General features: G+C 45.4%; 19 protein-coding genes. 6 read left to right on the top strand and 13 right to left on the bottom strand.

All coding sequences use genetic code 11. The features are described 5' to 3' along the window. Window positions 1-34: 34 nt before the first annotated feature. The 10 genes from lpxD to rpsB form a co-directional block, all read right to left on the bottom strand. Window positions 35-1060, bottom strand: a complete 1026-nt coding sequence (gene lpxD, locus ABXT70_RS01870; protein WP_443641488.1) for a UDP-3-O-(3-hydroxymyristoyl)glucosamine N-acyltransferase — start codon at window positions 1058-1060, stop codon at window positions 35-37. Continuing rightward, window positions 1061-1573 (bottom strand): OmpH family outer membrane protein, encoded by a 513-nt coding sequence (locus ABXT70_RS01865; RefSeq protein WP_443641487.1) that lies wholly within the window; start codon window positions 1571-1573, stop codon window positions 1061-1063. It lies immediately after the preceding gene. Between the two features lie 22 nt (window positions 1574-1595). Continuing rightward, complete coding sequence (bamA, locus tag ABXT70_RS01860) at window positions 1596-3875, bottom strand: outer membrane protein assembly factor BamA (protein WP_443641486.1); 2280 nt, start codon at window positions 3873-3875, stop codon at window positions 1596-1598. Between the two features lie 22 nt (window positions 3876-3897). After that, window positions 3898-5286: an RIP metalloprotease RseP gene (gene rseP, locus ABXT70_RS01855; RefSeq protein ID WP_443641485.1), complete on the bottom strand. Its 1389-nt coding sequence runs from the start codon at window positions 5284-5286 to the stop codon at window positions 3898-3900. A 21-nt stretch (window positions 5287-5307) separates the two neighbouring features. Next, on the bottom strand, window positions 5308-6117 hold the full coding sequence (locus tag ABXT70_RS01850; RefSeq protein ID WP_443641484.1) for a phosphatidate cytidylyltransferase: 810 nt from the start codon (window positions 6115-6117) through the stop codon (window positions 5308-5310). Between the two features lie 58 nt (window positions 6118-6175). After that, window positions 6176-6931 carry a polyprenyl diphosphate synthase gene (gene uppS, locus ABXT70_RS01845; protein WP_443641483.1) on the bottom strand — a complete coding sequence of 252 codons (756 nt, stop codon included), beginning with the start codon at window positions 6929-6931 and terminating at the stop codon, window positions 6176-6178. A 44-nt stretch (window positions 6932-6975) separates the two neighbouring features. Further along, entirely contained in the window at window positions 6976-7533 is a 558-nt protein-coding gene (gene frr, locus ABXT70_RS01840) for a ribosome recycling factor (protein WP_443641482.1), read from the bottom strand. Window position 7534: 1 nt separating this feature from the next. Beyond that, window positions 7535-8287, bottom strand: coding sequence for a UMP kinase (pyrH, locus tag ABXT70_RS01835; RefSeq protein ID WP_443641481.1), 753 nt, complete (start codon window positions 8285-8287; stop codon window positions 7535-7537). A 188-nt stretch (window positions 8288-8475) separates the two neighbouring features. Beyond that, window positions 8476-9336 carry a translation elongation factor Ts gene (gene tsf / locus ABXT70_RS01830; RefSeq protein ID WP_443641480.1) on the bottom strand — a complete coding sequence of 287 codons (861 nt, stop codon included), beginning with the start codon at window positions 9334-9336 and terminating at the stop codon, window positions 8476-8478. Between the two features lie 105 nt (window positions 9337-9441). After that, a complete protein-coding gene (rpsB, locus tag ABXT70_RS01825) occupies window positions 9442-10203 on the bottom strand; it encodes a 30S ribosomal protein S2 (protein ID WP_443641479.1) in 762 nt (253 codons plus the stop codon). A gap of 558 nt (window positions 10204-10761) precedes the next feature. Between rpsB and map the strand changes: the two genes are divergently transcribed. The 6 genes from map (at window position 10762) to ABXT70_RS01795 (ending at window position 17310) form a co-directional block, all read left to right on the top strand. After that, window positions 10762-11532: a type I methionyl aminopeptidase gene (map, locus tag ABXT70_RS01820; RefSeq protein ID WP_443641478.1), complete on the top strand. Its 771-nt coding sequence runs from the start codon at window positions 10762-10764 to the stop codon at window positions 11530-11532. 2 nt (window positions 11533-11534) lie between these two features. Further along, window positions 11535-14207 carry a [protein-PII] uridylyltransferase gene (gene glnD, locus ABXT70_RS01815; protein WP_443641477.1) on the top strand — a complete coding sequence of 891 codons (2673 nt, stop codon included), beginning with the start codon at window positions 11535-11537 and terminating at the stop codon, window positions 14205-14207. A gap of 119 nt (window positions 14208-14326) precedes the next feature. Next, window positions 14327-14701, top strand: coding sequence for a Spx/MgsR family RNA polymerase-binding regulatory protein (locus ABXT70_RS01810; RefSeq protein WP_443641476.1), 375 nt, complete (start codon window positions 14327-14329; stop codon window positions 14699-14701). A gap of 29 nt (window positions 14702-14730) precedes the next feature. Further along, on the top strand, window positions 14731-15768 hold the full coding sequence (gene dapD / locus ABXT70_RS01805; RefSeq protein ID WP_443641475.1) for a 2,3,4,5-tetrahydropyridine-2,6-dicarboxylate N-succinyltransferase: 1038 nt from the start codon (window positions 14731-14733) through the stop codon (window positions 15766-15768). A 13-nt stretch (window positions 15769-15781) separates the two neighbouring features. Further along, complete coding sequence (gene dapE, locus ABXT70_RS01800; protein ID WP_443641474.1) at window positions 15782-16924, top strand: succinyl-diaminopimelate desuccinylase; 1143 nt, start codon at window positions 15782-15784, stop codon at window positions 16922-16924. A 2-nt stretch (window positions 16925-16926) separates the two neighbouring features. Further along, the gene (locus ABXT70_RS01795; RefSeq protein ID WP_443641473.1) at window positions 16927-17310 is read left to right on the top strand and encodes a hypothetical protein; all 384 of its coding nucleotides are present in this window, start codon (window positions 16927-16929) and stop codon (window positions 17308-17310) included. A 1-nt stretch (window position 17311) separates the two neighbouring features. On the opposite strand, the gene fahA is transcribed toward ABXT70_RS01795, so the two are convergent. From fahA to hppD, 3 genes are read right to left on the bottom strand one after another with little or no spacing between them, the layout of a single operon-like run. After that, window positions 17312-18586, bottom strand: coding sequence for a fumarylacetoacetase (gene fahA, locus ABXT70_RS01790; RefSeq protein WP_443641472.1), 1275 nt, complete (start codon window positions 18584-18586; stop codon window positions 17312-17314). An 11-nt stretch (window positions 18587-18597) separates the two neighbouring features. Next, window positions 18598-19119 (bottom strand): VOC family protein, encoded by a 522-nt coding sequence (locus tag ABXT70_RS01785; RefSeq protein ID WP_443641471.1) that lies wholly within the window; start codon window positions 19117-19119, stop codon window positions 18598-18600. Window positions 19120-19162: 43 nt separating this feature from the next. Then, window positions 19163-20230: a 4-hydroxyphenylpyruvate dioxygenase gene (gene hppD / locus ABXT70_RS01780; protein WP_443641470.1), complete on the bottom strand. Its 1068-nt coding sequence runs from the start codon at window positions 20228-20230 to the stop codon at window positions 19163-19165. Between the last annotated feature and the right edge of the window lie 61 nt (window positions 20231-20291).

Raw genomic sequence — 20291 nt, 5'->3', positions numbered from 1 at the left:
GGCACTTTCCTTATGTAGTACTTTTCGATATTGATCAGTTTTGAAGCCGAGCCATTTCTAATTCTAGTTGCTTAAGGCGCTTAGCCATCTGGTCAAGCTGTTTAAACCGCGCCGCGTTACGCCGCCATTTTTGATTATTGTCTAAGCCCGTGCCCGATGAGTATGCCCCAGGCTCGCTAATAGAGTGCGTCACTAAAGACATGGCTGTAACATGCACGCCATCACCTAAGGTTAGATGCCCAGTAATGCCGCAGGCCCCTGCAATGGTACAATGCTTACCCAGTTTAGTGCTGCCTGCGATGGCGGTACACCCCGCAATGGCAGTATAGTCGCCTAGTTCTACATTATGGGCAATCTGTACTTGGTTATCCAGCTTAACACCATAGCCTATAATAGTGTTATCTAAAGCCCCGCGATCTATACTTGTGCCCGCGCCAACTTCAACATGATCACCGATAATGACGCCACCTAGCTGGGCTATTTTAACCCAATCTGGGCCATCTTTTGCAAACCCAAAACCATCTGCGCCGATAACAGCACCACTATGAATAGTACAACAAGCACCCACTTTAACATCATGGTACAAAGTCACATTGGCTGCAACATTGGTGCCATTACCAATACTGGAATGAGCACCCACAACACTATTAGGGCCAATAGAAACAGTATCACCTAGTGTGACATAAGGGCCAATTACGGTACCAGACGCTAGATTAACAGCACTACCAATGGTGGCCGTAGGATGAACTTCTGCACTTTTATCAATACCACTAAAATCAGATGTTGGAGCAAACTGCTGTGACAATTTTGCATAACCCAAATAAGGATTATCTAACAGTAAACAGTGTCCAGCAAATAGTTTAGCTTGATCAGCATGCAAAACCACCGCACCAGCTTGGCTAGAATCTAGCTGGCTAGCATATTTCATATTTGCCAAAAAGCTCACTTGATGTGGCAATGCAGAAGCCAATGTAGCCAGACCGGTGACAGGGTAGCTTGCGTCACCTTCTAATTTCGCACCAATGAGCTCAGCTATGGCGCCTAAGGTTAAGTGACGCAATTACGGCTCCAAATTCAACAACTCAACTACCTTAGAGGTAATATCAATTCCAGCAGCGTTATAAATCGCAGACTGGCCGTTAATAATTAAAGAGATATCATTTTCTTCAATCAACTGGCGCAACACCTTATCTAAAACTGGGCGCATGTTGGCCAAAAATTCTTGTTCTACCTGCAGTTTGGCCTTGGATAGGTATTGCTTAAGCTTTCGGTAATCGACGCTCAGGGCCTGAATTACTGTTTGCAGTTTCTGCACTTCATCACTACTCATGATGTCTTTATCAGCCTCAAGGCGCTGTTTCAACGCTTGTAATTCCTGGCCCATAGCGTCGAAGCGCGTAGTTTGAGGCTTGAGTTGAGCAGACAAATTTTGTCCCAAAGCAATGGCTTTTTCCGTAGCAAAAATTGCCTTTTCAACTTTAAGCACAACAATGACGTTTGCTATTGCCAATTGCGGTGTACTTAAAGTAACGGCAAAGGCTGCAGCTGCGATCATTATCTTCACTTTATTCATAATAATTCCTTGTGAGTTTAGGCTAGAAAGGGCTGCCTAACGTAATGTGCGTTGATTGCGTTTTATCGCCAGTTTTTTGCCTTAACGGATTAGCTACAACTAAGGTTAAGGGCCCCACAGGGGTCAACCATGCAAGGTTAAGACCACCAGAAACTCTTAGTTCTCCCGCAGTAAATTCGCCAGATGTATACACGTTACCTATATCAGTAAACAGTGAAGTGCGCACCGAGGGCATATCGCTGAACAACGGGAAAATTAACTCTGCAGAAGCCGTAGTAATTAATTGGCCACCCAATGGCACATTATTGGAATTTTTAGGCCCCAAAGAATTATTGGCAAAACCACGCACACTGCCAAAGCCACCACTGTAATAGTTGGCAAAAAACGGCGCTATGGTGGTGGAGCCATAAGCACCTAATAGTCCTACCCGCGCACCCGTAGAGAAAACTAAAGATTCGTTGTAGTTAAGGGGCACGAAATTACGGTAATCATAGCTCAATTGATAGAAGCTGAGGTCACTATTAGGTAAAGTTAAATCTAAGTTAACGCCATGAGTGCTGCCTGTGGTTGGGTACCAAAAGTCATTCAGGGTATTGTTATTCCAGTTTACTGAGGTTTTAAACTGCTTGTACTTCTGTCCTTCTGCGGCTACAAAGGTTGCAGCTTCTGTGGCAGGAGAAGAGCCTAACTTTAGGTCCATACGTTCATAACCCATTTTAAAGTCTAACCGAGTGTAGTCGTTAATAGGATAGCCAAAGCGCATGCCGGCACCAACGGTATCGGTGGCAAAATCACTCACATCAACCTTGGAATAATCTCGTTTGGTATAATACAAATCAATACCACGACTCACACCATCAACAGTATAATAGGGGTTAAGATAGCTGAATCGATATTGATCAGTGCTTGAACTGGAAGTAAAAGACGCTTCCATCTTATTACCAGTACCTAAGAAGTTATTTTGATTGACCGAACCACCCCAAAAAGCACCGTCGCCATCACTATAACCAAACATTAAAGACCAATCAGCGGTAAGCCCTTCTTCTACGTTAAATTCCACATCCAGTTGGTCATCAGTGCCGTCCACTAGTGTTGTCTCTACGGCCACCTCGGTGAAGTAACCTAAACGCTGAAGGCGTAATTTTGATGTGGTAATGTCTGCCATAGACGCCACTGTACCTTCCATTTGGCGCATCTCACGTCGCAATACATCATCACCGGTGCGGGTGTTGCCACGGAAGTCTATGCGGCGAACATAGGTTCGTTTACCCGATCTAATTTGGTACTGCACATCAACAGTTTTTTGCGCTTCGTTAACTAGGGGAACTGGCTGCACTTCTGCAAAGGCAAACCCATTGTCTCCAAACAATTGCTGTACGTTCGCAGCTGCATTGACAAAGTTTTGCCGAGAAAAAACTTGGCCTGCAGGGGCGTCAACAAGAGCCCATATATCCGCCTCTTCTAGACTGTATTGGCCAGCAATACTTATCTTACCAATATTAAACTGTGTGCCTTCCACTAAGTTGATGGTAATAAACACTTCAGTTTTGTTAGCAGAAATAGCCACTTGTGTTGATTCAATATTAAACAGAACATAGCCTTTGTTTAAGTAATAGGATCGTATATTTTCTAGGTCTGCCGTGAGCTTTTCTCTGGAATACTGATCATCTTTAGTAAACAAGGTCCAAAACCCAGGCGTTTTCAGGCTCATTAAATCTGCAAGTTGGGCGTCGGTATAACTGTCATTGCCAATTATATTAATGTGGCTAATGGAAGAAGTGACCCCTTCATTAACTTTCACATCAATTGAGACACGATTTTCGTCCAAATCAGTTACCACAGATTCTACTAACACAGAGTATCGCCCCAGGCGATTGTATTGTCGTTCTAACTCTAGCTCTATCTGCGCCAAAGTGGCACGTTTAAAAATTTCACCTTCCTTTAGACCAGCTGCTTTTAAAGCAGAACGAAGGTCTTCTGTTTTAAGAATTTTATTACCCTCTAGGCTAATAAAACCGATGGCTGGGCGCTCTTGCACGATAACCAACAATAGATTGCCTTCTTGCTCTAGATGAATATCTTCAAAGTAACCACTTTTAAACATACTTCGCGTGGCGTAAGCCAAGCTACGTTCGTCGGCTTCATCGCCTATTTTTAGGGGTAACTGCGCGAAAGCCTGGCTTGATGTAAGCCGCTGCAAGCCTTCTATATGAATGTCTTCAATAATGAAGCTCGCGGCCGTGGCCATTTGCGACACTGCCAATGTGCAACTTAACAAAACAGCTAAAATAATTTGTTTCATATTTGACTAACCTAAAATGAGATTAAAGACGCATCAAGTCATTAGCCACGGCTATAATCATGATGCTAAACACTAATGCCATACCAATACGTAAACCGATGGCCTGAATACGTTCAGGCACTTTGCGTCCTGTAACTACTTCTACAAGGTAATATAACAAATGCCCGCCATCCAGCATAGGAACCGGCAATAGATTTAACACTCCAAGGCTGACGCTTAAGTATGCCATAAAGCTAATGTAGGCAATCACACCAGATTCTGCCGAAGCCCCAGCGATTTTAGCAATGCTAATGGGGCCACTTAAATGTTCAATAGACACTAAACCTTGCACCATTCGGCCTAAAAATCTTAACGTCAACTTCGCCATTTCCAAGGCCTGCTGACCACCAGCAACCAAACCAGCAACCAAACCCAATTGTTGTTGAAACTGTATAGATTGAGGCCACGAAATAGACGCCACACCTATACCAATAAGACCAATGCGACCACCTAATTCATTGGTATAAGACCCTAACTGCACGGGAATCTCTAAGCTTTGGGAATGCCGTTCAAGGGTGACGCTAACCTCCATATCTGCATGGCCTTGAACAAAGGCGACAAACTCATTGTAGCCTGCCATAGGCTGTTGATTAATAGCCACTATTTTGTCACCAACCTGTAACCCAGCTATTTCTGCTGACCCTTTAGGGACGATATGGTCAAGTGTGATTGGTACGTTGGGGCGCCAAGGCTGCAAGCCCAGTTGAGCCATGGGGCTAGATTGTATAGACGCCGACATCCACCGTGTCACTGCGAAATTACGCTCTACCGGAACACCTATAGCCGGCAAAGCATCAAGCTTATTTGGTGCTATTGCTTGATCTTGTAGCAACCGCTCATCGAGTCCCTGTAACAAAAAGTCTATGGTTGTCGTTTCACCTATACGCTTTGCAAGGGCGATATTCACCGCTTCCCATGTGGGGGTCTTGTGACCATCAATGGCTAGAATCTGTTGTGGTGATTCGAATCCAGCAATATTTTTGTCCACCGCCACGGCCACAGGAATCAACTGGGATGTGCCAGAAATCTGCACCACAGTGTAGAGTAATGCGGCGAACAGCAGGTTAACCAAAGGACCTGCAGCAACTATAGCAATTCGTATCCAAGGAGACTGCTGATCAAAGGCCGCACTTAGGTCTTTAGTGCCCATCTCATCGTTGCGCGAGTCCAACATACGCACATAGCCCCCTAAAGGCAGCCAAGCGAACACGTATTCCGTACCATCTTTACCTAGTATGCGAAAAATAGGTCGTCCAAAACCTACAGAAAAACGTAATACTTTTACCCCACACCAGCGAGCCACAAAGTAATGGCCAGCTTCATGGACAGTAACAAGTACTGCTAGGGCAAATAGGGTGGTTAAGATGGTCATTACCATTACGCCATCATTTCCTTATGTACCAAACAAAATAAGACACAAAGCAAAGACTGGGGCGGCGGCCGTTAAACTATCAATACGATCCATTATACCTCCGTGTCCTGGTAGTATTGAGCCACTATCCTTAATACCACACTGGCGCTTAAACATGCTTTCCGTTAAGTCTCCTACAACAGAAACAAATAACAGTACTAAAGCCAATATATAGATACCAAAGGAAAGGTTTTGGGAAAAATGAAGGTACTGTTGAGTGATCATAGATACCAAGAGTACGGCAAGAGCAGCGCCACCAATACCCGCCCAAGACTTTGCAGGGCTTACATGAGGCATGAGTTTGCGCTTACCGAATCGTTTGCCAGCAAAGTAAGCCCCGGTGTCTGCGCCCCATACCATCAGAAACATATACACGATTAACCAAGGACCCTGATCCAGCTCACGGATATATACCATTGCAGCCCAGGTAGGTACCAGCACCAAAAAGCCAACAATGCCTTTGCTCACGCGCCCACACCAAAGGGCACAGGCTCTGGGGTAAAGCATCACCAACACTGTTGCTGCTAACCACCACAGAGCAGCTACGGCAAATATAATTTGCTCATAGTAAGGTAGGACTTTTTGGGCAACCACAATAGCGAAGAGCACGGACAACATATAAACCGTCCGCGCGCTTCGGCTCACAAGGCGCATCATTGCTGTCCATTCCCATGCAGCCATAAGCACGATAAGAGCCATAATCAAAGCAAAGGCTTGTGGGGGTAGAAAAAATACAGCCGCTAAAGTAAGTGGCGCGATCACCAAAGCTGTAGCAATTCTAGATTTCAACATATTATTATTTTACATTTTATTAAAGAGGCCAACCACTCCGTGGTTAAACACTTGATTCTTATTCTATTGATTGCGCACTAGTTTGGCCAAATCTCCTTTGTCTTTGACCAAACTGAGCTAATGTATCCACCATTTTTTGATGTTTAAATTCTGGCCAAAGCGCATCTACAAATACTAATTCTGCATAGGCCATTTGCCACAATAAAAAATTGCTTATACGCTGCTCTCCACTAGTGCGTATGCATAAATCAACTGCAGGCAAGTCCCCTAGACACAGAAATTTGCCAAAATCATCTTCACTTATAGATTCCGGGGGGGTGCCGTTTTCCGCGAGATCTATAGCCATTTTTTTGGCCGCTTCAAGAATATCCCATCGGCCGCCGTAGTTGGCCGCAATACTCAACTGCAACCCAGTATTAGCAAATGTTTTTCCTTCAGCAGCCACTATCAACTTTTGTAACTCAGGACTCAAGCCAGATGTATCACCAATGATGCGCAACCGAATATTATTGTCATGTAGCTTATTCACTTCGAGCTTTAATACGTAGGCAAATAGGTCCATCAACGCTTTGACTTCGAGGGGTGGCCGACGCCAATTTTCACTACTAAACGCAAATAGAGTAAGCGCAGGGATTTTATAATGCACGGCCGTTTCAATTACCGCCCGTACTGCATCAACGCCAGCCTTATGGCCCGCTACACCAGATAGGCTGTGGCTTTTGGCCCAGCGATTATTACCATCCATGATAATGGCGACATGCTCAGGCAGTGCTCCTAGTTTGCGGGCCAGAATGGCTTGGCGCGGGTCAGTCATGCATTAATCCTTAATCTAGGCCTTATCAGAAATAATGATGTAGGTTAAACCTCCATCAAATCCTTTTCTTTCGTTACTAAAGCCGCTTCGATAGTTGCAACGTGCGCATCAGTAACCTTTTGCACCATGTCTTCGCCACGGCGCGCATCATCTTCTGAAATATCTTTATCTTTCAAAAGGTCTTTGATATCGCTATTCGCGTCACGGCGAATACTGCGGACGGACACGCGGGCTTTTTCGGCTTCTTCCCGGGCACCACGAATAAAACTCTTGCGGGTTTCTTCCGTGAGCGATGGCATAGGCACTCGAATTAAATCACCAGAGGTAGATGGATTTAGTCCCAAATTAGCCTTCATGATGGCTTTCTCTATCTCTGGCACCATAGGCTTCTCCCACGGAGATACCGCTAAACATCGACCATCTTCAACAGAGATGTTAGCCAACTGGTTAAGAGGCGTATCACTGCCATAATAAGACACCATTACGCTGTCCAGGATACTTGGATGAGCTCGGCCAGTGCGGATGCGTTTAAAAGCTTCACTTAGGGCTGCAATGCTCTTGTCCATGCGCCCATTGGCATCTTGCTGGATATCATTAATCATTCTATTCTCCGCCCTTAGGCAATGTCACATTCACCAAGGTGCCTTCATGGCCACCAACCACTAAATTGACTAAAGCCCCTGGTTTATTCATATTAAATACTCGCACTGGCATCTCTTGGTCACGACACAAACACATGGCTGTAAGATCCATAATGCCTAATTGCTTTTCTATAGCTTCATCAAAGGTGATGTATTCATACTTCACTGCATGTGGATTTTTAACTGGATCAGAATCATAAACACCATCAACTTTAGTCGCTTTAAGCACCACGTCAGCTTCAATTTCTATGCCGCGTAATGAGGCCGCTGAATCTGTGGTGAAAAATGGGTTGCCAGTACCGGCAGAAAAAATCACCACATTACCCTGCGACAAATACAACATGGCATTACGACGGTCATAATGATCTACCACACCACTCATTGGTATAGCAGACATCACTCGGGTGGTTATATTAGAACGCTCTAGGGCGTCTCGCATAGCCAAAGCATTCATCACCGTAGCTAACATGCCCATGTGGTCGCCAGTTACACGATCCATGCCGGCTTCACTGAGGGCCGCACCACGAAATAAGTTACCCCCACCAATCACTAAACCCACTTGTACGCCAATGCCTACCAACTGGCCAACCTCTAGGGCCATACGATCTAAAACCTTGGGGTCAATACCAAAATTTTCACTCCCCATCAGTGCTTCGCCGCTGAGTTTGAGCAAAATCCGCTTATAGCGAGGTTGCCGCTTATCAGAAATTGGCATTTATATTCTCCAAAACGTTAGTGTGCAGGCGCTATATTATTACTACAAAGATATAGCCCTGACAAAACAATAAGATAGTGACGTATTAACAGCTCAAGGGCAAGTTATGCGCTCAACTTCAGTCAAAAAAAAACGCCACCACAGTGGACTCATCCACCATGGCGACGCTTCATGGAGACTAATAAGACTTAACCCTTTAGCTGCTGTGCTACTTCAGCAGCAAAATCCACTTCCTCTACTTCAATACCTTCACCTACTTCTAAACGATTGAAGGCAGTAACAGAGGCATCAGCAGCTTTTAACAAATCACTGATTTTTTGATCTGGATTCTTAACAAATGGTTGCTCAGTTAAACTGTTTTCAGCCAAGAACTTGTTAATACGACCCATCATCATCTTGTCAACGATCGCATCTGGCTTGCCGGCCATATCAGGCTGGGCCTTGATGATGTCCTTTTCTTTTTCTACTTCCTCAGCTGTCATATCATCACGGCTAACTACACGCGGGTTAATGGCTGTCACGTGCATGGCGATGTCTTTAGCCAGTTCACGGTCACCCGCAGTCAATGCAATCAAAGTAGCAATTTTGCTGTTGCTGTGGACGTAAGCACCAACATTAGCAGCTTCAAGCATAACGATACGACGAGGAGTAATGTTTTCGCCAATCTTTTGTACCAACGCCTCACGGGCGTCAGACAATTCGCCTTCCATCAACGCAGCCATGTCATCTTGCTTAGCAGCAAACGCTGCATCAGTAACCTTAGTAACAAACGCAAGGAAGCCTTCGTCACGAGCAGCAAAGTCTGTTTCTGAGTTCACTTCAACCAGCACGCCAAAAGAATTATCATCGGCAACTTTTGCAAACACAACACCTTCAGCAGCAATACGACCCGCTTTCTTTGCAGCTTTCATGCCACTAGACTTGCGCAAATCTTCAATTGCCTGCTCAATGTCACCTTCAGCAGCAACAAGTGCTTTTTTACAATCCATCATGCCCAAGCCGGTGCGCTCGCGCAGTTCTTTAACCATAGATGCAGAGATAGCAGCCATTAGGAAATCCTCAAATTGGGTTCTCAACGTCACACAGGACGTCTTTAAAAAAAGGGAGCCAAGCTCCCTTTATTATACTCGCCTAGCTAAACCAAAGGTTTAGGCTTATTCAGCGGCTGCAGCTACTACTGCTGATTCTGCTTCTTCTTCAGCAACTTCTACGAACTCGCCAGCAACAGATGTGCCATCGTCTTTGCCAGATGCACAAGCATCAGCCATGGCAGAAACGTAGATTTCGATAGCACGTAAAGCGTCGTCATTAGCAGGGATTACGTAATCAATGCCGTCTGGGTTGCTGTTGGTATCAACAATACCGATAACAGGGATGCCCAGTTTGTTAGCTTCGTTGATCGCAATGCGCTCATGCTCAACGTCTACCACGAACAATGCGTCTGGAAGACCACCCATGTCCTTGATACCGCCGATTGCGCGCTCAAGCTTTTCCATTTCACGTTGACGCATCAACGCTTCTTTCTTAGTCAACTGCTCAGAAGTACCGTCGCTGAACTGAGTTTCTAAAGTACGGAAACGGTTGATTGACTGACGAATAGTCTTGTAGTTAGTTAACATGCCACCCAACCAACGATGGTTAACGTAAGGCATACCAACACGACTAGCGTGTTCTTTAATCAACTTACCTGCCGCACGCTTAGTGCCAACGAACAATACTTTGTTCTTGTTGGAAGCCATGTTTTCAACGATCGCAAGAGCTTCGTTCAACGCTGGCAAGGTTTGGTCTAGGTTGATGATATGGATCTTGTTACGAGCGCCAAAGATATACTGGCCCATTTTTGGGTTCCAGTAACGTGTTTGGTGGCCGAAGTGGGCGCCAGCTTTAAGCAGGTCGCGCATACTTACTTTAGTCATTTTACTTTCCTTTGTACGGGTTAGGCCTCCATAAACCCTCGTCTTGCTTATACTTTATTAAAAGAAAAGCTAGAACCATAGTTCGATCAGAAGCCTTAAAGCAGACCTCCAACACCCAGAACCATGTGCCGGTTTATGTGTGACGTTATAGTTAAGCTCCAAATACACAGCCCTTTTTGTTATAAAGAGCCCAGAACGAATTTGGGCGCGCAATTTATACCATAACTATCAGAAAATATCAAAAGTAATCGGGGACATCAATGGCTTAATGACCCTCTAGTGGATAATCAACTCGCTAGATAACTGATTACTGCATCTAGCCATGGCGTATTGCAAAGCCATCAAACAACTCATGCTTCAGTTGGCTACTTATTTCACCAGCCAATTACTCTTCTGGCGTATGATATATGCTTTTGTGATCACAGGCATCAATACTCGCGGCAAGGATATAAAAATCTTACTTCAAAGCCATGGGCTCAACTATGTCTGATATAATTACTCAAAATTTGGTTTACTATACAGATAGCCTTTCCAGTATAAAAAAGCATCGAGAAATACATGAGCATATTGATTAAAGACGCCGCTGAAATTGAAAAGATGCGTATCGCTGGCCGCTTGGCAGCGGAAGTATTGGAGATGATCCACGAACACGTGCAAGTGGGAGTGACCACCAATAAGCTTAATCAAATTTGCCATGACTATATTATTGATGTGCAAGAAGCTATCCCTGCTCCATTAAATTACCACGGCTTTCCTAAGTCTATTTGCACCTCAGTTAATCAGGTAGTGTGCCATGGCATTCCTAATGATAAGCCCCTTAAACAAGGTGACCTAGTTAATATTGATATCACCGTTATTAAAGATGGTTATCATGGTGATACCAGCCGCATGTTTGCCGTTGGCACAATTGCGCCCCACGCTGAACGTTTAGTCACCATTACTCAGGAATGCCTTTATAAAGGTATAGCGTTGGTAAAACCAGGTGCCCGCCTAGGTGACATCGGACATGTAATTCAAGCACATGCCGAGGCTAACCATTATTCTATTGTACAAGAGTATTGTGGCCACGGCATTGGTGTAGGCTTCCACGAAGACCCACAGGTACTTCATTACGGCAGGCCAAACACAGGCGTTGAACTCAAAGAAGGCATGATCTTTACTATTGAACCTATGCTTAATGCCGGCAAACGTCACGTTAAACTTAATAAGAATGATGGATGGACGGTAACCACCGTGGACAAGCGTTTATCTGCTCAGTTTGAACACACTATCTTGGTAACTGCCGACTGCTATGAAAACCTTACCATTCGTAAAGAAGAAATGGCCTAACAGTGTCTTTGGTTAGCAAGTCCCTGCAAGACCAACTTATTGATTACGAGCAGCTACAGCTACAGCTTGCCAGCCTCCCCGCTGCCAAAGTATTAAAAGCAGCCTTACACACGGGGCAAACCCAGCTCGACGACTTATTCAATGAGCATAAAGAAACACGGATTTACGAGCTTATCCATGCCCGTGCATGGTTAGTGGATCAGATTCTTTGCATAGCGTGGCAGCAATACTCCTGGCCAGATGAAGCTGCACTGGTAGCCGTGGGTGGTTATGGGCGCGGTGAATTACACCCGCAATCAGACATCGATTTACTTATTCTGTTAGGTAACGATCTTGATGAATCCTGCTGGCACAGTTGCACCCAGGAATTTATTACTTTTATTTGGAATCTAGGCCTGCAAATTGGCTCCAGTGTGCGCACCCTAAACGATTGCTACGAGCAGGCCAAAGGTGATATCACCATTGCCACCAGCCTACTTGAATCCCACACCATCATAGGCAAAGCTGGCTTACGCCGGAAAGTATTTGATTGGGTTATTTCTGAACAAGCGTGGAGTAATGAAGCCTTTTACAAAGCTCGCATTAAAACCCAACAACAACGGCACTTACGCACTAACGACACAGAATATAACCTCGAGCCCAACATTAAAAACTCTTCTGGTGGCTTGCGTGATATTCAAACTATTGGCTGGATTGGCAAACGACATTTTGGCCTGCGCTATATGGCACAACTTTCTGGACACAGCTACCTTAACCAAAATGAGTTAGACACCCTTAAAGCGGGTACTAATTACCTTTGGACTATTCGTTACGCACTTCATTTGATCACCAAACGACCAGAAGATCGATTACTATTTGACCATCAACGTAAATTAGCTGCTTTTTTTGGGTATGAGGATAATGACGATGAACTGGCTGTTGAGCAGTTTATGCATCGTTATTACCGCACAGTCATGCACTTAGCAGAGCTTAACCAAACCTTACTTCAACTGTTCGACCAAGCGATCTTACATGCACATGATGAAGATCTAGTTGTGTCCATCAATCGACGCTTTGAACTCCGCAATGGTCGTTTGCAGGCCTGTTATCCGAGCGTGTTTTTACGCCAGCCATTTGCCATCATGGAAGCCTTTGTCATATTAGCTCAACACCCCAAATGCCAAACCATTGGAGCCGAGTGCAAACGATTGATTCAAGCTCATCGTCACTTAATTGACGACAAGTATCGCCGTGATATTCGGGTGAATAGCCTTTTTATGGAGCTACTTCGCTCTCCCGAACGTATGTCTCACACTTTATTAGAGATGCAGCGCCAAGGTGTGCTAGGGGATTACCTTCCCAGCTTTCACAAGATTGTGGGGCGTATGCAGCACGATTTGTATCACATCTACACTGTTGACGCTCACACTATGAAAGTGGTGAAAAAAATGCGCGAACTGCTGCTACCAAGAGAGCAGAAGCGTTTCCCCGTGGCGGGTCGTTTAGTACATAAACTACCCAAGATTGAGTTACTGTACATTGCCGGCCTTTACCATGACATTGGCAAAGGTAGTGGCCGTGATCACTCAGTAGTTGGGGCTGAGGAAGTGCGGCAATTTTGCAAGCAGCATCAATTAGGAAAGTGGGACACGGAGCTGGTTAGCTGGTTAGTACGTCATCACTTACTCATGTCTATGACAGCTCAGAAACGTGACATTGGCAACCCCGATATCATCCATGAATTTGCCTCCAAAATGGGTGATGAATTACATCTAGATTACCTTTATGTGCTCACAGTTTGCGATATCAACGCAACCAATCCAGCACTTTGGAACAGCTGGCGTGCATCCCTATTACGCCAACTTTATACCGCCACCAATCGAGTGCTGCGTTTAGGCCTAGATGTACCGGTAGATCACCACGCACTTATTGAACAAAGCCAAACCGATGCCCGTAAGTTGTTGCAAGAACAGCGGTTTAATCCTGCCTCGGTAATGCGCTTATGGAAGAATTTGGGCGATGACTACTTTATCCGAGAGAACGCCAAAACCATTGCTTGGCATACTCGTACTATTTTAAACCACCAGATCGCAGGACCTTTGGTGGCTCTTAGCGAAACCTCATATAGCGCGTTTGAAGGTGGCACCCAGGTGTTCGTTTACACCCAAGACAAGGCCAACTTATTTGCTGCCCTTTGTGCCATCCTTGGCCAGCTTCACCTAGACATCCAAGATGCGCGCATCATTACCACAGAAGATGGTTACAGTATGGACACCTTTGTGGTGCTGGACACTGATGGCAACACCATAAACCAAACTCCCGCACTATTGGAAAAACTGCAACAACGCCTTACCCAAGCATTGCAGTACCCCGACGACTTTGCCTATATCGTCCAACAACGCCAACCTAGAATCCATAAACTTTTTAACCAGTCCTCCATCGTTAGTTTAAGCAACCCCAAAGGCCGTAGCTGGACCCGATTAGAATTATCTAGTGCTGATAGGCCTGGCTTATTAGCCAAAGTGGGCTTAGTATTTATGCGTTTGGGTATTAGCCTACAAAAAGCCAAGATCCAATCTATTGGGGGCCGTGTGGAAGACGTGTTCTTTATTACCCTAAGCAATGGCGAGCGCATTATTGACGAAAGCCTGCTGAAAACCCTCGAAAATAATATTTGCAGCGCCTTGGATGAATAAGGCTCACATGACATAATTTTAAACCTCTAAATAGCAAACACACCCGTACTTCTGATATTATCTGGTCTTGGTTTTTAGGGTCACAACACGCCCCTTCTACAAACTCTACGGAAACTCCTGTGACTCAAGTACATATGCATGGCATCAGTAATTGCGACACCATTAAAAAAGCCAAAAAATGGCTCACTGATGCAGGCATTGAGTTTAGTTTTCGGGACTACAAACAACATCCCCCCAGCGCTATAGAGCTTCAAAGCTGGTCGTACCAAGTGGGTTGGGAAGAGTTGCTTAATAAACGCGGCACCACATGGCGCAAGCTGTCAGAAGAACAACAGGACGCTTGCAATGAGACTACTGTTTGTGTGCTTCTCTCAGAGCAACCTAGCATGATAAAACGACCTCTGCTTGTAATACAACGTCAGCAAGATGGGCAACAAATTCAGGTCTTTGTGGGTTTTAAAGCCGGCCAATACGCCACTATTTTTAAACTATAAGTTTTACACATTATTTATTGGAGAGTTCCATGAGCCATTTTAGTTTTGCCTTTGGTGTTGGCAGCCAGTCTAGCCAAGGAGATTGGTTAGAGGTTTTTTACCCACAGCCTGTTTTAAACCCTAGTACTGATTTAGTTACCGCCATTACGGGCGTCTTAGGCAGCCATTTAGCTACCGGTAATCACGCCCTACAAATTAACGCTAAGCAAGCCAGTCAACTTGCTGAAGCTTGCACTATTGCAGGTGAGGCAGACCAGTCCAAATGGTTAACTCAGGCGGCCGATAGTGGCCAGCCCTTGGTCATTACTTTACTAGAGAATGATACTGGCCCACAAAGTACGCCCGAGGTGTACCTCAAACTACAGTTGCTATCTACCGGCCTTAAGCAACCTAACTCGATGGACCTTAACGGTATTTTTGGCCTTTTGCCTAACGTGGCCTGGACTAACGAAGGTGCTATCGCCATTGACGATTTAACTCAACACCAAATGGATGCCCGTTTACGTGGTGAATGGTTACACGTTAACGCCGTCGACAAGTTTCCTCGTATGGCAGATTACGCCGTACCAAAAGGTATTCGTATAGGCGACGCTTCTCGTGTACGTTTAGGCGCCCACGTGGCGGAAGGCACCACAGTGATGCACGAAGGGTTTATTAACTTTAACGCAGGTACTTTGGGCCACGGTATGATTGAAGGACGTATTTCAGCAGGCGTTACCGTAGGCCATAACAGCGACTTAGGCGGTGGTTGTTCTACCATGGGTACGCTATCCGGTGGTGGTAAGATCGTTAACTCAGTGGGTGAGGATAGCCTTATCGGTGCTAATGCTGGCATGGGCATTCCGATTGGCGACCGCTGCATTATTGAAGCCGGTTTGTACATCACTGGTGGTTCAAAGGTCGCCTTATTGGATATCAACAATGAATTGGTGGATACGGTTAAAGCTGCAACCCTCGCCGGTAAACCAGACCTTTTGTTCCGTCGTAACTCACTCAATGGTCGCATTGAAGTGAAGCCTAACCGCACCGCCGTAGAACTTAATGCCGACTTACACAGTAACAACTAAGATGGCTCAACCCATGTCTCTGTCACCTACTATCGCTTTAGCCCAAGATCTTATGGCTCGCGCCTCAGTCACACCCGAGGATAAGGGCTGCCAAGAATTAATGATAGCTCGCCTTCAAGCCATTGGTTTTAACGTTGAGCGTATGCCCTTTGGCGACGTGGATAACTTTTGGGCCCGCCGCGGCACAGACAAGCCGGTACTTGCCTTTGCTGGCCATACGGATGTAGTGCCCAGTGGCCCAGTGAATCAATGGCACACCCCCCCGTTTAAGCCCACCCTTAAAGACGGTTTCCTCTACGGCCGTGGTGCTGCGGATATGAAAGGCAGTTTAGCGTCATGGGTTGTTGCCCTTGAAGAGTTTGTCGCCTTACACCCTAATCACCGTGGCAGCTTGGCGCTACTCATCACCAGCGACGAAGAAGGCCCCTTTGTTGATGGTACAACCCGTGTGATCGACACTTTGGAGGCCCGTAACGAAAAAATAGATTGGTGCATTGTTGGTGAACCTTCCTCTACCAGCACTTTAGGTGACGTCATTAAGAATGGTCGCCGTGGTTCGTTAACCGCCACTATTACCGCCAAGGGCATTCAAGGCCATGTAGCCTATCCGCACTTAGTAGTTAATCCTATTCATAAAGTTGCACCAGCGTTAGCTGAGCTAGCGTCTACTCAATGGGATGATGGCAATGAATCTTTCCCTCCAACTAGCTTTCAAATTGCCAATATTAATGGCGGTACTGGTGCATCTAACGTAGTACCTGGCCATGTAGAAGTGATGTGCAACTTCCGTTACTCCACTGAACTTACCGCAGATGAGTTAACAGCTAAGTTAGAAACCATTCTGAATAACCATAGGGTAGATTATGACATTGTGTGGACCTACAACGGTCTGCCCTTCTTAACGAATTCAGGTGCATTGGTAGATGCCTGTCGTGATGCTATTAAAGCCACCACTGGTACTGTCACCGAACTGTCTACAGCTGGCGGCACCTCAGATGGTCGCTTTATAGCGCCAACGGGTGCTCAAGTGGTTGAACTAGGGCCTTGTAATGGCACTATTCACAAACTGAACGAATGCGTAAAGGTGAGTGATTTAGAGGATCTGACACAAGTCTACCTTGGGGTCCTTACCCGCTTAATGGTGCAGGAGTCGTGAACATGACGCAAACTGATATCGAAATTTATATTAAATCTGCCAGCCCAGAAGCTATTAAAGTTTGGTTAGAAACCTGTACATCTAGTCTAGACGTGCAAGGCTCTAGCCCTAAACGTCAGGCCTATTGGGCCACCTTTGCTGGTGCTGGCAACCAACAATCAGAGTTTGAAATAATCGTGCTTAACAAGGTTCAAAGCAACTTTAGTAGTGTTTGGTTTAATACCAAAAGCACCCCCTGGGCTAATGATAAAGCCTGCGCCCAACAAGCCTTTGAACACTTCCAGTCAACTGTGCGTTGTGTCGCTTCTAGCTGGCAAGAAGGCGATGCCCCAGATCAATGGTTAAATATTGATGTCGAGGGCGAAAACACCATTGATTGGCTTTAACTTATAACTCGTGGGCTGACAGTATTCTGCCTACCGCTGATCCAAAACCAATACGATAACCCTGACCTTGGCAGTGTCCTCGCAGGGTTAAGGTATCGCCATCTTCTACAAACTGACGCTCTTCACCATTTGCCAACAGCAAGGGGTTTTGCCCATTCCATGTGAGCTCAAGCAAACTACCTAGAGACTCCTTGGTACTGCCGCTAATAGTGCCAGACCCTAACAAATCCCCTGTTTGCATAGCGCAACCACTACTTGAATGGTGGGCAAGCTGCTGAGCGCTCGACCAATACATGGCCTTGAAGTTGGTTTGGCTAATGGTTTGAGATACGGATGACGATTGGGTTTGAATATCCACCTGCAATTCAACATCGTAGTTACCTGCATGACTTTGGGTAAGGTAAGCTAGGGGTTTAGGCTGCTGCTTTGGGCCATGTACTTTGAAAGGTTCTAACGCTTCTTGAGTTACTACCCAAGGTGAGATAGTCGTAGCAAAGGCTTTAGCCTGAAACGGCCCTAATGGCTGGTATTCCCAAACCTGTATATCACGTGCACTCCAGTCATTAAGCAAAACAAACCCAAATATATTGGCTTGGGCTTGCGCTACGGTGAGCGGAGCACCCATCTCATTCGGAGTGCCCACTATGGCTCCCATTTCGAGCTCAATATCTAGTTTTTGGGTGGGACCAAAATGAGGCTCGCTGGCTGTAGGTGATTTTAGCTGACCTAACGGCCTACGGACATCGGTACCACTCACAACAACAGTACTAGCACGGCCATTGTAACCAATGGGAATATGTAACCAGTTGGGCATAAGGGCATTTTTTGGATCACGGAACATAGTGCCTACATTGGTGGCATGCTCTTTGGAGGCATAAAAATCTGTATAGCCTTCCACCTTAATAGGTAACAATAGGGTCGCGTCAGTTTGCGGCACCAACGCCAGACCCACTTGTTGCTGAATGATTGAATCTTGACTGCTCAAGAGTTTAGACAAATCCCTGCGGCACTTTGTCCACACAGAGTGTCCTTGAGCCATAAACTCGTTGATATCTTCTTGATCAAATACAATAGCGTTTAAACCTAACAAACCTTCTTGTGCCAATAAATAGAGATCAACAATGTCGTTACCAATGGCCACACCGACGTGTGGTTGATGATTATTGGCAGAGGTAAATACACCAAACGGCAGGTTTTGAATTGGAAAGTTTGCGCCTTCTTTGTTAGCACTTATTACCCAGCTAGTAAGACTTGGATCATGTGTGGCATTGAGCATACAGAAAACCTTTATTGGTGCATCCAGCGCCCATGACTAGGCGCTTTTTTTGTTTCTGCCCATTCATTGAGCATATCCCATTTCACCTCATCCAAACGTTTTTCCATAGTGAGGGTATTGGTATTTAGCGCCAATTCTAAGCGGTGACCACTTGGATCAAAGAAGTAAATTGATTTAAAAATAGTGTGGTTAGTCGGGCCAATGACATTGATTCCATCGGCTTCTAAGGAGGCTTTGGTAGTGAGGAGGTCATCCATTGTTTCCACCTGCAAAGCTAAGTGCTGACACCAGGCAGGTGTGTTTCGGTCTAGCTGCATACTGGGATGAGTTGGCAATTCAAAAAATGCCAATACATTGCCCTGACCTGCATCTAAGAACACATGCATGTAAGGATCGGGCTCTTTAGTCGATGGCACCTCGTTTTCTGCAATGGCTAGAATAAAATCCATGTTTAGGTATTTTCCATACCATTCTACAGTTTGCTTCGCATCCTTACAGCGATACGCCACATGGTGGATCTGTGTTACTTTCATTTTACATTCCTTTTTTCAACAGGGTCATAACCCTCTGAAAGGACTAGATAACTCCGCGATATAGTTGGTCCCGCTCTATGGATTCAAACAACGCTTGGAAGTTACCTTCGCCAAAACCATCACCTTGTTTGCGTTGAATGAATTCAAAAAACACTGGCCCTAACAGTGTTTTGGAAAATATTTGTAATAGTAACTTAGGCTCACCATCACCTGTGCTGCCATCTAGCAGGATGCCTCGGTTTTGTAGTTCGTATGTAGGCTCGCCATGGTCAGGTAAACGCCCCTCTAACATCTCATAATAAGAGTTAGATGGTGCAGTCATAAAGGGTACTCCTTGGGATTTAAGCCTATCCCAACAAGCCAGCAGGTCGTCACAAATCAAGGCGATGTGTTGAATGCCTTCCCCATTAAATTGCATTAAAAATTCTTCAATTTGACCCGAACCTCCAGCAGCCTCTTCATTTAAGGGAATACGGATTTTGCCATCAGGTGCGGTCATAGCACGGGAAGTAAGGCCAGTATATTCGCCTTTGATGTCAAAATAGTGCAACTCTCTAAAACCAAATAGTTTTTCGTAGAAATCCCCCCAATGCTGCATACGACCACGGTATACGTTATGCGTTAGATGATCAATTTCGAAGAAACCACAGCCTTCTGGGTAGCGATTGACACCTTTGATAAACTCAAAATCGATGTCGTAGATTGACGCTCCTTCGTGGAAGCGATCTATCAAATAGATAGGCGCGCCACCGATACCTTTTATTGCAGGTAAGCGCAATTCCATCGGTCCTACTGGAATATCAATGGGTTGAGCTCCTAAAGACAAGGCATGTTCATAGGATGCTTTTGCATCGTTTACCCTAAAAGCCATGCCACAGGCTGAAGGCCCATGCTCTTCAGCAAAAAATGCAGCCAAGCTATTAGCCTCATTGTTAATGATGAAGTTGATACCACCCTGACGATAGAGGCTTACATCCTTAGAACGGTGATTAGCCACATGACTAAATCCCATCATTTCAAAAATGGGTTCTAATACGCCTGCTTTTGGCGAAGCAAATTCAACAAACTCAAAACCGCATAGGCCTGCGGGGTTAGCAAATAAATCATTCATTAACAAGTCCTACGGAATTAATATTTGCCATATAGTTACATACGTAACTATATATTACAAC

This window comes from Candidatus Njordibacter sp. Uisw_039, from assembly GCF_047730075.1.
Taxonomy (GTDB): domain Bacteria; phylum Pseudomonadota; class Gammaproteobacteria; order Pseudomonadales; family Balneatricaceae; genus Njordibacter.
Note: the sequence above shows the minus strand (reverse complement) of the source record. Positions and strands in the feature narration are given on the sequence as shown.